Source organism: Liquorilactobacillus hordei DSM 19519, assembly GCF_019443985.1.
GTDB classification, from domain to species: domain Bacteria; phylum Bacillota; class Bacilli; order Lactobacillales; family Lactobacillaceae; genus Liquorilactobacillus; species Liquorilactobacillus hordei.
In genome coordinates, this window is the sequence record NZ_CP049303.1 from 453,044 (window position 1) to 468,050 (window position 15,007).

A 15,007-nucleotide genomic window follows, 5' to 3' on the forward strand; every position below is an offset into this window, starting at 1 on the left:
ATCTAATTATTATAGGGCACTTCATTTTGATCTAGTTCTTCTACTTATTGCGAATAATCTTTTATTTCATAGCTTTAATTGCTAATGCAAAGTCGCCTCGAGTTGCTGATCCATTTTCTGGAACAAGTGGCATAACTATGTAACTATCAAGATTTGTTACTTCAATATAATCATTTAATAACGTTTTGAATTGTTTTCTGACTTTTACTAAGAACGCTTCACTTGATACGCCACCACCAATTATAATCTTCTGGGGTCTGAATGTAAGAGTTGTCTGTATAGCTGCTTGAGCGACGTAGTAGGCAACAATATCCCAAGTTGGATCAGTTAAAGGAACGTCTTGACCAGGTATTCCTAGGCGGGCCTTGAAAGTTGGTCCGGAAGCGAGTCCTTCAAGGCAATCACCATGGTAAGGGCAAGTTCCTTTGAAGGAGAGGTCAGCGAGATGGCGTTTAACAAAGACATGTCCCAACTCAGGATGGCCTTGGCTTCCAATAAACTTGCCATCAACAATGACTCCAGCACCTATCCCAGTTCCGACAGTGTAATAAACCAAAGAATTGATGTCTTCTTTTTTTTCTTTATAAGCAGTATATTCACCATAAGCTGAGCCATTGACATCGGTTGTCCAAAACACCGGAATATCAAGGGCTTGTTTAATAACGCCAACAAAATCGGTATTTTTCCAACCCGGTTTAGGGGTAGACGTTACATAACCATAATTTGTGGCGTCTGTGCGAATTTCAATTGGTCCAAAAGAAGCAATTCCAATTGACTCCAATTCAGGAAATTTCTTAAAGAATTCAACTGCCTTTTTCAATGTTTCATTTGGTTTAGTTGTTGGGAAACTAACAGATTCTTTAATATTATACTTTTCATCACCAACAGCACAAACAAATTTTGTACCACCGGCTTCTATACTTCCTAAGAGCATTAAAATAACCTCCGATAATTTATGTTTTTTATTCGTAACCAAAAGTTGACTGGCTACGGAGTAACTTTACTGGCAAAATGTATTGCATTTGTTCAAGCTTAGTGTCTGGTTCATCGATTCTTTGAAGTAAGACGCTGACTAATAAAGAAGCGATATCAGAAATGGGCTGGATGATTGTCGACAATTCAGGGTGATATTCCTGAATAAACGAGGTACCATCAAAACCAATAACTTTTAACTGCTTTGGAACAGAAATATTTAATTCATGGGCAATTTTTAAAACAAGAATAGCTGTTAGATCATCAGAACAAACGATACCGTCTATATTGTGCTGTGTTAATAGTTTTTTAATTGAAAGTGACTTTAGTGTCGGAGATTCAGCAAAGTTTATAGCGTGAACATGGGAAGTCACTTTTAATTTTTTGATGGTTGCCTGGTAACCTTGAAGTCGATAATCAGTTGGATTCCCAACTTTTCGTGGATTTCCTAGAAAATAAATATGTCTAGCACCGGCTTGGTAGAGTTCACTAGTTGCCATTGAGATTCCTTTGAAATTATCACTACTAACAATCGGAATATTCGGAGATAACAAGCGATCAAATGAAACAATCGGAAGTCCAACTTTATTGTACTCATTGATTCCTAAGTTATGTGTTCCCGCGATTATGCCATCAACTTGATTAGCAATCAGCATCTTCAGATAGTCGCGTTCTTTTTCTCTATTATCAGCGCTATTACAGAGAATTATTTTATAGTTATTTGAAAATAATTTATTTTCGATTTGTTCAATCAATTCTGCAAAAAAAGGATTAATGATTGAAGGAAAAATCACGCCAATCAATTGTGTTTTCTTACCATGTAGTGAACGTGCTAGAGAATTTGGCTGATAATTAAGCGAATTCATTGCTTCATGAACTTTATCTTTGGTTGCTTGACTTAGATATCCATAATTATTGATTACTCTAGAAACGGTTGTTACTGAGACACCTGCCTTTTTTGCAACGTCAGTTAATTTTGGACGCACGCAAAAGCCCCCTTTTAGTGGGTCATATTTGAAATCTTCCACCAATCACCATTATAAATGACTTCGCTTTCACTAGCTAGTAAGATTTGTAAATCATCATCATTTGGGAAAATTCGCTGGCTAAAAACAAATTCTCCTCCGTTAACAAAAACTTCACAGGTAGAATGATCAATTAGAATATGCAATTTAAGAGGTGCATTATCCTCCAGGGCTACTCGGCGTTTTGTACCATAAGCAGTTGCAAAAGGTATACCACAGTCTTTGCGATCGATTTCAAAATATGCATTATTGGAGGTGGAGAAATTCAAACGTAATCCTTTCGAATTGGAACTACTCAACAATGATAGGGTTCCTTGCTGATTTTGTAGAAAAGATATTTCTAATTCATAAGATAGCGTAGCATTTTCGGTAATAACTATTTGTTGATGTTCATTAAGCATTCCGTGTAATTCAGCATGGCACTTACGATAATTTTTAAAAGCAGCAACAGGTTCTTGATATAACTTATCATTTCGTATCGTTAATTTCTTAACTACACTCATACAATGTGCCCAGTTTTCAGAATCGGTAGGATAAGCGATTTCGGGAAGCCCCAACCAACTAACCAAATAAGCATTACCATCAGGCGCATTAAAAGCTTGACTGGCATAGATATCGAATCCATGATCAAGGAGCTCAATATTATGAGTACTGTGGAATTCGCCATTTTTTAATTGGCAATTATCTCCAATAAGATAGGTATTAGGGTAAATATTATCAGAATTAATAATATTCTTATCCAAACCCTGAGGGCAAAAAATAAGAACGGGTTTTTCATTAACTGTAACAAGATTAGGACATTCAATCATATAGCCCATATCCTGTTGTGTAAAATTAAGATAACCTAAATCTTCCCAGGTAGTTAAATTATTCGATTTGAAAATAGAAATCTTACCCTGCTTAGTATTTGCATCCTGTGCTCCAAGCAATGCGTAGTAGGTATCATCTTTTTTTAAAACTTGCGGATCTCTAAAATGATCGGTAACGTGTGCTGGCTGTTTAATTAGTGGCAGAGAAAGCTTTGTAAGGTGATTGTCTGTGTCCAGATAGGCACCATTTTGAAAAGGGTGTCGTACCCAATCTTTGTCACGAACATTTCCGGTATACATTAAGAATAGTCGATCCTCAATTACCATTGCAGAACCGGAGTAGGCACCATGTGAGTCATAGGCTGTGTCTGCGTTTAAAATTGTTCCCAAATTATGCCAGGTAACTAAATCATCCGAAACTAAATGTACCCAAGATTTTAAACCATGAACAGGGCCAAAAGGAAAAGATTGATAAAATAAGTGCCACTGATTATTAAAAAAAGAAAAACCGTTTGGATCATTCAATAATCCTGAGGTTGGGGCAATGTGATATGTGGGTCGAAAGTCTGATTGTGCTGCTTGTGCCTGTAATGCTAAGAGATAATCAGCTGACCATTTGTCGTATTGTGAATATAATTTCTTCCGTGTCCAATCCATAAAGATGTTCCTCCTTGAAACCGTTATCTTACATGTGCTGATTTTAACTGTATATTGTAAATATGTCAAACGACTATCATTTTAATCCCCAATTAAATAGAAAAAAATATCCCATAAAAAAAATTGTGATAAACGATTGACATATAAGAATTATTTGTTATGATAGAAATATAAATAAAACGTTTTCAAAAAAGGAGTGTATTATCATGGATCATAAAAAAGTAGCTACGGATGTTATAAAAGCTCTTAGGCAAGATAATATTGTAGCGGCTGCACATTGTGCTACGCGTTTAAGATTGGTGTTAAAAGATGATGAAAAAATCGATCAAGTTGCACTGGAGAATAATCCAGGGGTCAAAGGAACATTTAAAACCAATGGACAATTTCAAATTATTATTGGACCGGGTGACGTAAATAATGTTTATGATGAATTAATAAAACAGACGGGTCTTTCAGAAGCTACTACAGAAGAACTGAAAAAAGTTGCAGAAACAGGAAAAAAATTTAATCCGGTAATGGCATTTATTAAATTATTATCTGATATTTTTGTTCCAATTATTCCAGCTTTAGTTGCTGGCGGTTTATTAATGGCCCTGAACAACTTTTTAACGTCAGAAGGCTTATTTGGGACTAAGGCTTTAGTGGTAACGTATCCAGCTATTAAGGGCATTTCGGATATGATTCAGGTAATGTCTGCGGCACCATTTATTTTCATGCCGATTTTAGTTGGTATTTCTGCGGCAAGTCGTTTTGGTGCAAACCGTTTCTTGGGTGCAGCTGTTGGTATGATTATGACAACACCAGGATTGGTTGACGGTAAATATTGGGACATACTTGGAATGCATGTATCTCAAAATAATTATCAGTATCAAGTAATCCCTGTTTTAGCAGCAGTATATATTTTATCCATTTTAGAAAAATGGCTTCATAAAAAGTTACCAGCTGCAGTTGATTTTACATTTACCCCACTTATTTCGTTAATGGTAACAGGCTTTTTAACATTTATTATCGTTGGACCAGTTATGCGCGGTTTATCAGATGCAATTACAACTGGAATTGTATGGTTATATGATACGTTAGGCTTTGTTGGAACAGGTATTTTTGGTTTAGTTTATTCACCTATCGTTTTAACTGGGTTGCATCAAGCTTTTCCAGCGATAGAAACGCAATTAATTGCAGCATTTACGCAAAATCATACCGGATATGGTGATTTTATTTTCGTTGTAGCCTCAATGGCCAATGTTGCACAAGGTGCCGCATGTTTTGCAATTTTTATGTTAACAAAAGACAAGAAGATGAAGGGGCTTGCTTCATCAGCAACAGTGTCGGCTTGTTTAGGAATTACAGAACCAGCTTTGTTTGGAGTTAACCTAAAATATCGTTTTCCATTCTTCTGTGCGTTAATCGGGTCAGGAATTGCATCTGCAATTGCGGGATTAACACATGTAATTGCTGTTTCATTAGGTTCAGCTGCTTTCCTTGGTTTCTTATCGATCAACGCTAAATCAATTCCAATCTATATAGCATGTGAATTAATTAGTTTTGCAATCGCGTTCATTTTGACATTCTTGTATGGTAAGAGTCATCGTCAGCTAATTGATCCTGTAGCTGTTGTAAATGCTACAGAACAAATTGAAGCAGAAAAAAAAGCTACAGAAGTTGCGCAAAGGCAAATAAATCTCAAAGATGAGATTGTTGTTGCACCTATTAGCGGAGAAGCAGTGTCCTTAACCACTGTAAATGACAAAGTGTTTTCCGCTAAATTGATGGGTGATGGGGCAGCTATTGTACCAAATAGTGGAGATGTTTTTGCTCCTGTTTCTGGTGAAATTACTGTTGCTTATGAGACAAAACATGCGTATGGGATAAAGTCCGATAATGGAGCGGAAGTTTTACTGCATCTTGGAATTGACACAGTGGAACTTAAAGGAAAAAATTTCAATTCAGAAGTTGTTCAAGGACAGCATATAGAGCAGGGACAGCGGTTAGGAAGTTTTGATATAGCAGCTATAAAAGAAGCTGGGTATGATCCAACAGTGATGGTTGTTGTAACTAATACTGCTGATTATGCAAGTGTGGATAGAATTAAGACACAAAACGTAGCTGTAGGCGATAAGTTGATAGCAGTTACTAGTCATTAAAAAATAATTTTTTAAATAACAAAAACCCCTAAAATTTGGCTAATGGTCAAACTTTAGGGGTTTTTGTTTTATAATGCTTTTTCTCTGATTTTAAATGCTTTTTCGAAATTATCAGTAATAATTCCAGCAACTTGTTGGCTAAGTAATTTCCTTATTTTGAATGAATCGTTCACTGTCCAGATTCTTTGGAGAATATCATCTTTTTGATAATGGTGTAAATGTAAACCAGCTAAACCTAACTTCTTAACGAATAAAGCAGCTTCAGGTACTCTGTGCATTGTTAACCAACAATATAATTGCGAATTGTCAATTTGTTTACATCTTTTTAATGTGTCTAAATTAAAAGATGAATAGATAACAGGTTTGACCAAACTATGATTATTAACTGTATCAAAAACAATTTTTTCAATTCCAGGATAACTAATTTTGTCAGTTTTTAATTCAATATTCAGTTGAACTGGAGAATTGCCGACTAATTCCAGTACTTCTTCTAAAGTTGGGATTGATTCCCCATTTTCTAACTTTAGTTCTTTTAATTCTGAAAGTGAGAAAGAGCGGATCTCTCCTTTCTCATCAGTAGTTCTATCAACGGTCTCATCATGAATTATAACGGGTTTATTATCTTTGGTTAAATGAACATCGAACTCTAACCCATCTATATTGTGTTTAATTGCATAGCGAAAACCTTCGAGCGAATTCTCAGCGTATTTTGCAGGAAAACCACGATGACCAAAAATCAATGTTTGTTCTGTCATTTTCTACCATCCTCTTAAAATTTCAATTATGAAATACTGTTACCCAATCTCTATTATAATCTGGGAGAGCAATCAATTGTTATAAATATTGTAATTAATGTGTAAAGAATATTTAATCAATGATTTTTTTATTTGGATCAAGTAAATTAGCAATAAGGACGATCGCAAAAAGCAAAATAGCAATTCCAAAAACACCGTGTAGAGCTTGCAAAATAATATTTTCAATATCTGGCTGATTTTCAGCAATTTTTTTATTAGCTGAACTGATAGTATTGTTCACTTGAGTAAGTGAAATACCATTAAGATTGTTTTTGATGATAATATTTAAGGCAGAGCCATATATACCGGTCATGATAGTTGGACCAAGCGATCTACCCAAAGTGATTATGGCTGTGGCTGAACCAACTTGTTCTTGTGCGACTAAGTGCTGACATAGCATAATGTTCATACTGATAACAATTCCCATCCCCGCACCGCTTATCGCGGCAATTATATAGAAAAACCAGTCTGGAAAGTCGCTACTGGCAGTAAGCAAAGGCAAGTAGCTTAAACACTGAATGGTAACGACAATCAATATAATTTTCTTAGGTGAAAATCTCTTTAATAATGGACCAACAAAAAAAGATGAGAGCAACCACATAACAGAACTTGAAGTCACGACAAGACCAGAGACGGTTGCAGGAACATGGTAAAGAGATTGCAGCCATATAGGAAAGTATATTTCATAGCAAATTAGGATGCCGCTTAATAAAGTAGCGGTAATGACTTGATTTGAGAATGTACGATTAGTAAACATTGAGATTGGAATTATTGGAGTCGTTGCTTTTTTCTCCACTAAGGAGAAGACTAACAAGAAAATAATTGAACTAATGAGAACAATGATTCCGATTGTAATGTGTGTATTCAGTAATTGAATACCGATGAGCAATAATAGTAAAGTAAGTGACAAATAAATAACTCCAGCCTTGTCAATGCTAGTAATGGGTTGTTTAGCATAAGTTTCTTGGTAGCCAATGGCAATTACGGCAAATACCAATATACCTAAAGGAACATTAACAATAAAAACCCAATGCCAGCTTAATTGATCTACTAGAAAACCACCTAAAAGTGGACCGATAAGTGCAGATAGTCCCCATGCAGTATTAGTAAATGCCATGATTTTTGCACGTTCTTTGAACGAATAAAGATCAGCAATGATTGTGAATGTGAGGGGGATTACTGATCCAGCACCAATTCCCTGAATACAACGGGCTATGATCAAGAAGAAAATATTGGGCGCTAGTCCGCTTAGCAATGATCCGATGGTAAAGAGTACAATACCAAGTTGAAATAATGATTTTCTTCCCCACATGTCAGCCAATTTTCCATAAATAGGCGTAGTAATTGCGGTCATCAGGAGGTAAGAACTCATTATCCAACTTTGGAAGGATAGACCATGCAATTGACTAATTATAGCTGGAAGAGCGGTAGTGACGATAGTAACCTCTACTGAGGTCATAAAAGTTGCTATGAAAATAGCACATAAGATTAAGATACGGTTACTTTTTTTCAATATTCAAACGTCCTTTTCTGTAAGCATCATTCAATTATTGAGTATAACAGAGCTTTTTGCAATTTTAAAACTTTAGAATTTTATTTTTAGGCCCCTATCCTTTATAATTAACATTAACAACTAAGTGGAGGTGAGGACTATCAGAAGGGGATTATTAGAACTTCATATACCAGATCGATAAAATATAAAAAGAGAAAAGGATGATTTTATTAATGCAAGAAGAACAGCAAACACATTTAATTGAGCCGGGTGAAGATTCAGGAGATGACGGAGCCCCCAGTCAGAAACAAAATTGGCAAGAAAGTTCCACACAGTTAGGGCAAAGATATCAGACGGATACGACAGATGGATTAAGTACTGAGGAAGCAGAAAAACGATTAAAAAAATTCGGAAAGAATGAACTTAAGGTCAAGAAAAAATCTAACTGGATTCTTTTTTTCAAACAATTCAACAACAGTATTGTCTATATTTTGGCGATAACTGCAATTGTTACCTTGTTAATGCGACACTACCCAGATTCAATTGTTATTGGGGCAGTTATTATTGCCAACGCTTTTGTAGGCTTTTTTCAAGAAGTTTCTGCAGATAATGCACTGAGCAAGATTCAAGAATTGTTGGTAGCAGAAAGTTTCGTTATTCGTGATGGACAGCGAAAGTTGATGGATGCCAAAGAAATTGTGGTTGGTGATATTGTTAGTCTTGAAGCTGGAGATTCTGTTCCGGCAGATATTCGCCTGCTGGCAGCAGATAACTTAAAAATTCAGGAATCTACATTGACCGGAGAAACTAATTCTGTTGATAAGATTGAAGAGCCGATTGCTAAGGAAAATGTCCCATTGGCAGAAAGAGCAAATATGGCTTTTGCTGCCACAGCCGTTACAAGTGGTTCTGGTATGGGAGTTGTAGTAGCAACAGGAATGCAATCGCAAATCGGTAAGATACAGTCTGATGTTATTAAAGTCAAAAACAAGTCAACACCACTGATGAAAAACTTGAATAGACTGGGAATTACATTATCATTGGCAATTGTGGCAATTGCGGTAGCTCTCTTTTTATTAGGGATGCACCTTAAAATATACAGCTTGCCTACATTAACAGTCGCAATCATTACACTGGTCGTTGGTTCAATGCCTGAAGGAATGCCTGCAAGTGTCTCTGTTGTCCTTGCAATGGGTACCAGAAAGTTGACTGGGAAAAATGCAATTGTAAAGACTTTACCAGCAGTGGAAACATTGGGAGCTGTTGATATTGTCAATACTGATAAGACGGGAACACTTACCAAAAATGAGATGACTGTAACCGATATAGTGACGCTTAATGGAGAATATACTGTATCAGGTGTTGGGTATGCTGCTGCAGGACAAATTCTTGATACTACAGGCACAGCTGTTGCATGGAAAAATGACGATAGCCTGGATAAGCTTATTAAAATTGCGGGACAAACTACGGATGCTTCATTTCATTTGGAAGATGGTGCTTGGGTGTTGACAGGTGAACCAACTGATGGAGCATTGACTGGACTTTATCATAAAATTACTGGGAAAGATCCAGAAGTATTTGAGATTGATTCGCTTCCCTTTGATTCAGCGTTTAGGTATTCTGCACGACTTGTGCAAGATACAAACCAACGTTATTTAATGGTCAAAGGGGCGCCACAAACTTTATTAAATAAAGTCAAGAAGTTTAATCCAAATTTTGAAGGTGAAAAACAGTGGCTAGATAAGGTTGTGAAACTTTCTAAGCAAGGAAAACGAGTAGTCGGGCTTGGAATGCAAAAAGTTGCTGCTGATGAAGAACTTGTGGATCCAGCGAAAATAGGTGATCTGTTTGAGTTGGTCGGAATAGTCGGAATAATTGATCCTCCAAGAGAAGAGGTTAAAGATGCTATCAAGCAGCTTAGGTATGCAGGTGTTAAAGTTAAGATGATAACTGGTGACGATCCTAATACTGCTTTAGCTATTGCAAATCAACTTGAGATGGGGGAAAACTTAAAGGCTGTTACAGGACCGGAACTTGATAAGATGTCTGAACAGGAATTGATTGACAATATTGATAAATATACCGTTTTTGCACGAACAACTCCAAGCGACAAATTAAAAATTGTGAAGGCACAGCAGCAACGTCAACACGTTGTCTCTATGACCGGTGATGGAGTCAATGATGCACCAGCTCTTAAGCAAGCTGACATTGGTGTTGCGATGGGAATCAAGGGTACAGATGTTGCTAAGGGTTCAGCCGATATGGTACTAGCAGACGATAATTTTACGACTGTTCTTTCTGCAGTTAAAGAAGGACGCTTAGTTTTTGATAATATTCGTAAGACGATACGTTTCTTATTGCCTACAAGTTTTGCAGAGGGCTTAATTGTTGTTTTCAGTATCCTGTTAGATCAGACTATGCCACTATATCCGACTCAATTACTATGGATTAACATGGTTTCAGCACTGACGATTCAATTTGCTTTTATTTTTGAACCTGCCGAAAATGGAATCATGACTAGGGGGCCTAGAAATATCAGCCAGGGGATTTTAACGAAGTTTGATATTGTTGAAATTGCCTATGTGTCAATCTTGATAGCAAGCTTAGGTATGATTGTCTATAATGGTATGACCGCCTTGGGAATGTCGCACGTAATCGGTAGTACAATGACTTTAAACATTATTATCTTCGGTAAGATATTCTACTTGTTTAATATGCGAAATAACCACCTTGTTTTTTCAAAATACTTTTTCCAAAATAAAATCGCTTTTTATATTATAGATATATTGTTGTTACTCCAAGTAGGGATTATTTATTTGCCATTTATGCAAGAAATATTTCATACTGGATCAATTAATTTTGTCTATGGTTGGATTATTCCAAGTATAACTGGATTGATTGTACTGATAGTCACAGAGTTAGTAAAAATTGCAAGATTAGCGTATTCAAAGAAAGCAAGTAAGTCAAAAATTTAATAAATAATTAGGTAGAGTGTGGCATAAGTAGGAAAATTTTGACTTATGGAACACATCGACTCGTGATAGTGTAGAGGACTGAATCAAATTTAAATTTTGATTCAGCCTCTTTTTGTTTTGAGAAAATTCAAAAAGATATCTGCTTTTAATTTTTGAAAGCAAAATAATTGATTACAATATTAACCTTTGTTAGAATTTAGATAAGGTTAAGCGTTACATATAGCTTAATACAAAGTAAATTCTTGAAGGGAGCTGGATTATATGAGTTTGAACGACAAAGTCGAAGGAACAAAGGATAAAGTTACTGGTAAAGCAAAAGAAGTTGAAGGAAAAGCAACTGGTGATAAGGCTCGCGAAGCACAAGGAAAGGCAGAAGGTCTCTTGGGCAAGGCCAAAGAAAAATTTGGCGATGCTAAGGATGCAGTTAAAGATGCTGCTGAAGATTTAAAGTCAAAGATTAATAAGTAATTTTAGAAAATATTGTTGTATTAAGGGGGAGAGGCTATGCATTGGTTATGGGTCTTGATTGTGGGTGCGATTATAGGTGCAATCGCAGGTGCAATTACTAGTAAAGGCAAATCGATGGGATGGATTAGTAATATTGTTGCAGGATTAGTGGGGTCATCAATTGGTGAGGCTGTACTTGGTTCTTGGGGACCACAGCTAGCTGGAATGGCGATTATACCGTCAATCATTGGTGCTGTAATACTCGTGTGGTTAGTTTCATTTATCTTATTTAGACATTAGATAGTTACTTTTCATTTTTAAAAATAGTTAGTGAAAATAAATGGGTCAGATCAAAAGTCAAATTTTGATTTGATCTTTTTAATTTTATATAGAGATATTTCATAGGCTAAGGTTTATCAATTTTAAGAGATATTGATTTATGGTGGATATTTTTTTACTTATTTTTTGTAAAAATACTGTTGATGGTAGTATAATTGGTATCACTAAATTATAGGAGTGAGTCAATCAATGAAAGCAATTGTAATTAAAGAGTATGGTGACATAAGTAACTTGCAGGAAGTTGAGTTAGAAATGCCAGTATTGGCAGAAGATGAAGTACTTGTTGAAAATTATGCAACGAGTATCAATCCGATTGACTGGAAAGCACGCTTAGGGTATCTAAAAGAAATGTACCCGTGGAAGTTTCCAGTGGTGCTGGGCTGGGATGTAGCAGGAGTTATTGTACAAGTGGGTAATAAAGTTACAAACTTCAAGATAGGCGACAAAGTATTTGCTAGACCAGATATCTATGCTGACGGTAGCAGGGGATCTTACGCAGAATATGTAGCCGTTAAGGAAGATAAATTAGCACTTAAACCTGATGAAATCTCTTTTGAAGATGCTGCAGCGGTTCCTTTAGCAGGATTAACAGCTTTTCAAGTTATTGTGGATCGTTTACGGGTAAAAGCAGGGGATAAAGTACTTGTTCAAGGTGGAGCAGGTGGTGTGGGATTGTTTGCTATCCAGATTGCCAAACACTTAGGTGCTTATGTTGCAACGACTGCCAGCAAACAAAATCACGAGCTTTTAAAGAGTTTAGGCGCAGACGAGGTTATAGACTATCACGAAACTAAAATTGGTGATGTCTTAAATAACTATGATGCTGTATTTGATACTGTCAATGCAATTGATGATGGATTAGCAATTCTACAAGAAAAAGGACGACTTGTAACAATTGCTGGAAAACCAAATGAAGAGCAAAAAGCGAGTTCGAAAGAGGTTTCAGACTGGTGGTTGCAACCAAATGGCAAGCAGTTGAAGGAACTAGGTAATTTGATAGTTGAAGGGAAAGTAAAAGTAGTTATAGATAGTTTGTATCCTTTGACAGAAAAAGGAGTAAGAGAGGCACATCAAAGAAGTCAAGAAGGACATGCTAGAGGGAAACTAGTAATTAAAGTGAAGTAGTTTCTAGTAAGTTGAATACAAAAAAGCATCTTAGGGATTGTTAGCAAGTTAAACCAACAATCATTAGGATGCTTTTTTATATTAATGCAGATAAATTAGTTCTGCTAAAAATCTAAAATAAGATAATTAATCCGCTGACAATGCATCAATTGGATTAAGTTTTGAAGCTTTTCTGGCAGGCAATAATGCAGCAAGTAATGAGATTAAGAGTGAAACTACAATAGCGAAAATAACGTTAGCTAGGTTGATCTGTACGATGTTAAATTTGATCAAACCATAAATAAAGTTATTCAACAAGATACTGAAGAGCCATGCGAGTAACAATCCAAGAAATGCTGAGAAAAGGCCAAGCAAGAGTGATTCTGCGGTAAATAATCGTCTAATGTCCTTACGACGCTCACCTAGGGCACGTAAGATCCCGATTTCTTTGGTTCGTTCTGCAACTGACATGTACATTGTTACGATGATCATCAATGCTGAGACAACTAGTGAAATACCTGCAATTGCCGATAATACAGTCGATGCTAAGCTTACATAATTATTAACGGTTTTAAGAATGTCGCCGACAGTCATGACAGAGAAGGCATATTTACCGTTAACTTTTTGTTTGCGAATTTGATTTGCTACATTATCGACAGTGTCAATATTCTTTGAGTTGACGATTATGAAGTTAGGATCTGTTCTAGCACCTGCAGAGGAGAGAAGTGAACGTGTTTCTGAATACGAAAGGACAGTTATTTCACTTGATACACCACTTGATGAATCTGAGATTCCTGAAACGGTCAGCGTTGTCTTCATTTGAACTGGAGAATTATTGTTCGAAAGCCAATTAATAGTAACATCGATATTTTTTCCTATGAGAGAACGATATTTCTTTGAACTTCCAGATAGGGTAATTGCTTGATTTTTTGAAATCACAATTTCTTTTCCAGTGGGCCAGCTGCCCTTGTTTAAGGAATTAGATGTATATGATTTTGTATAAGTTTGGATGCCTGAAGAAGAGACATTTTTGTCGTTGTAATTCAATGAATATGTGCCTAATTGATAACCTGGTTGAATATATGAAGTACCTGTTGTTTTTTTGATGGCATCAATCTTGGCTTGTGAGATAAAGAAGTTAGTTGGATTTTGCCTGAATTGCTGCATCTCTCTTTGTGCTTGAGTATTGTTTAATTTTTTCCCACTTGGATTAGCCATAACGGTAATTGTTTTGGGATTAACAAGCGAATTAATCTGATCATTTATATAAGTGTTAATTCCGTTACCTAGACCTGAAAATAAGAGTACAGCAAAAATTCCAATCGCAGTTCCCAAAATGATTAGCGAATTCTGCTTGATATTATATATCAGATGTCTAAATGCCGAAACGTAACTTGCACTTGCAGGTAGAGGATGTGAAGTAATTCGCTTAGAGCTGTTTTCAATCATATAAGGTTCTTTTAGATGTTCATCAGCTTCTACTTGACCATCAACCAAGCGAATGATTCTTGTGCCATGGTCAGCAACTGCTTGTGAGTGAGTGACAGCTATTACAAGTTTGCCATCTTTGGCGATTTTATTAAGTATTTCAAGCACTTCTTGTGTATTTACTGAGTCTAAAGCACCAGTTGGTTCATCGGCTAAAATGATGTCAGGATCACTAGCTAATGCACGTGCGATAGCCACTCGTTGCTTTTGCCCACCAGACAATTGGTTAGGATGTTTTTTTGTTTGGTCTGCAAGTCCCACTTGTGTTAGTAAATCCTTTGCACGTGCTATCTTTTCTGTATGTGACAATGCAGTCATTTCTAGTGAGACAAGGACATTCTCAAGGACAGTAAGATGTGTAATTAGATTGTAGGATTGGTAGATGTAACCAATTGTTCCTCGACGATAGTTATCCAGTTGTTTTTCTTTACGATGATCAAGAACCTCACCATTAAGCGCGACCTCGCCATCGAAATTGCGGTCTAATCCACCAATAATATTCATTAAAGTGGATTTCCCACCACCGGATTCCCCAAGAATTGATACAAATTCACCAGTATTAAATTCTAAATTAATACCGTTTAGAACCTTACTTTCGGTTTTGCCAAGAAAATAGGATTTGTGAATATTGGAAAGTTTTAGTAAACTCATTCGATTTTAACCCCTTTTTTTTGCAGATATTAAAAAAATTTTATCTTAGTATAATGAAAAAAAGAACTGTAAATATAGATGTTAGTTCATTTTATGAAAAAATTAGCAAACTA

At 36.1% G+C, this 15,007-nt stretch carries 11 protein-coding genes; 5 read left to right on the forward strand and 6 right to left on the reverse strand.

Going from position 1 to position 15,007, the window contains the following annotated elements:
• Window positions 1-61 precede the first annotated feature (61 nt).
• From scrK to G6O70_RS03375, 3 genes are read right to left on the reverse strand one after another with little or no spacing between them, the layout of a single operon-like run.
• Entirely contained in the window at window positions 62-934 is an 873-nt protein-coding gene (gene scrK, locus G6O70_RS03365) for a fructokinase ScrK (RefSeq protein ID WP_057869722.1), read from the reverse strand.
• A 28-nt stretch (window positions 935-962) separates the two neighbouring features.
• Window positions 963-1,958 carry a LacI family DNA-binding transcriptional regulator gene (locus tag G6O70_RS03370; RefSeq protein ID WP_057869723.1) on the reverse strand — a complete coding sequence of 332 codons (996 nt, stop codon included), beginning with the start codon at window positions 1,956-1,958 and terminating at the stop codon, window positions 963-965.
• A gap of 14 nt (window positions 1,959-1,972) precedes the next feature.
• Complete coding sequence (locus tag G6O70_RS03375; protein WP_057869724.1) at window positions 1,973-3,463, reverse strand: sucrose-6-phosphate hydrolase; 1,491 nt, start codon at window positions 3,461-3,463, stop codon at window positions 1,973-1,975.
• 206 nt (window positions 3,464-3,669) lie between these two features.
• Between G6O70_RS03375 and G6O70_RS03380 the strand changes: the two genes are divergently transcribed.
• Entirely contained in the window at window positions 3,670-5,604 is a 1,935-nt protein-coding gene (locus G6O70_RS03380) for a sucrose-specific PTS transporter subunit IIBC (protein ID WP_057869725.1), read from the forward strand.
• Window positions 5,605-5,672: 68 nt separating this feature from the next.
• On the opposite strand, the gene G6O70_RS03385 is transcribed toward G6O70_RS03380, so the two are convergent.
• Window positions 5,673-6,359 carry a glycerophosphodiester phosphodiesterase gene (locus G6O70_RS03385; RefSeq protein ID WP_057869726.1) on the reverse strand — a complete coding sequence of 229 codons (687 nt, stop codon included), beginning with the start codon at window positions 6,357-6,359 and terminating at the stop codon, window positions 5,673-5,675.
• 112 nt (window positions 6,360-6,471) lie between these two features.
• Window positions 6,472-7,911, reverse strand: a complete 1,440-nt coding sequence (locus tag G6O70_RS03390) for an MFS transporter (RefSeq protein WP_057869727.1) — start codon at window positions 7,909-7,911, stop codon at window positions 6,472-6,474.
• Window positions 7,912-8,123: 212 nt separating this feature from the next.
• Between G6O70_RS03390 and G6O70_RS03395 the strand changes: the two genes are divergently transcribed.
• The 4 genes from G6O70_RS03395 to G6O70_RS03410 all read left to right on the forward strand — a co-directional run bounded on the left by G6O70_RS03395 (window position 8,124) and on the right by G6O70_RS03410 (window position 12,776).
• Window positions 8,124-10,865 (forward strand): HAD-IC family P-type ATPase, encoded by a 2,742-nt coding sequence (locus tag G6O70_RS03395; protein WP_057869739.1) that lies wholly within the window; start codon window positions 8,124-8,126, stop codon window positions 10,863-10,865.
• Window positions 10,866-11,126: 261 nt separating this feature from the next.
• Window positions 11,127-11,333, forward strand: a complete 207-nt coding sequence (locus G6O70_RS03400; RefSeq protein WP_057869728.1) for a CsbD family protein — start codon at window positions 11,127-11,129, stop codon at window positions 11,331-11,333.
• A gap of 36 nt (window positions 11,334-11,369) precedes the next feature.
• On the forward strand, window positions 11,370-11,612 hold the full coding sequence (locus G6O70_RS03405) for a GlsB/YeaQ/YmgE family stress response membrane protein (protein ID WP_057869729.1): 243 nt from the start codon (window positions 11,370-11,372) through the stop codon (window positions 11,610-11,612).
• Between the two features lie 228 nt (window positions 11,613-11,840).
• Window positions 11,841-12,776 carry an NADP-dependent oxidoreductase gene (locus G6O70_RS03410; RefSeq protein WP_057869730.1) on the forward strand — a complete coding sequence of 312 codons (936 nt, stop codon included), beginning with the start codon at window positions 11,841-11,843 and terminating at the stop codon, window positions 12,774-12,776.
• A 126-nt stretch (window positions 12,777-12,902) separates the two neighbouring features.
• Here G6O70_RS03410 and G6O70_RS03415 read toward each other — a convergent pair whose 3' ends face one another.
• Window positions 12,903-14,894 (reverse strand): ABC transporter ATP-binding protein/permease, encoded by a 1,992-nt coding sequence (locus G6O70_RS03415; protein WP_057869731.1) that lies wholly within the window; start codon window positions 14,892-14,894, stop codon window positions 12,903-12,905.
• Window positions 14,895-15,007 lie beyond the last annotated feature (113 nt).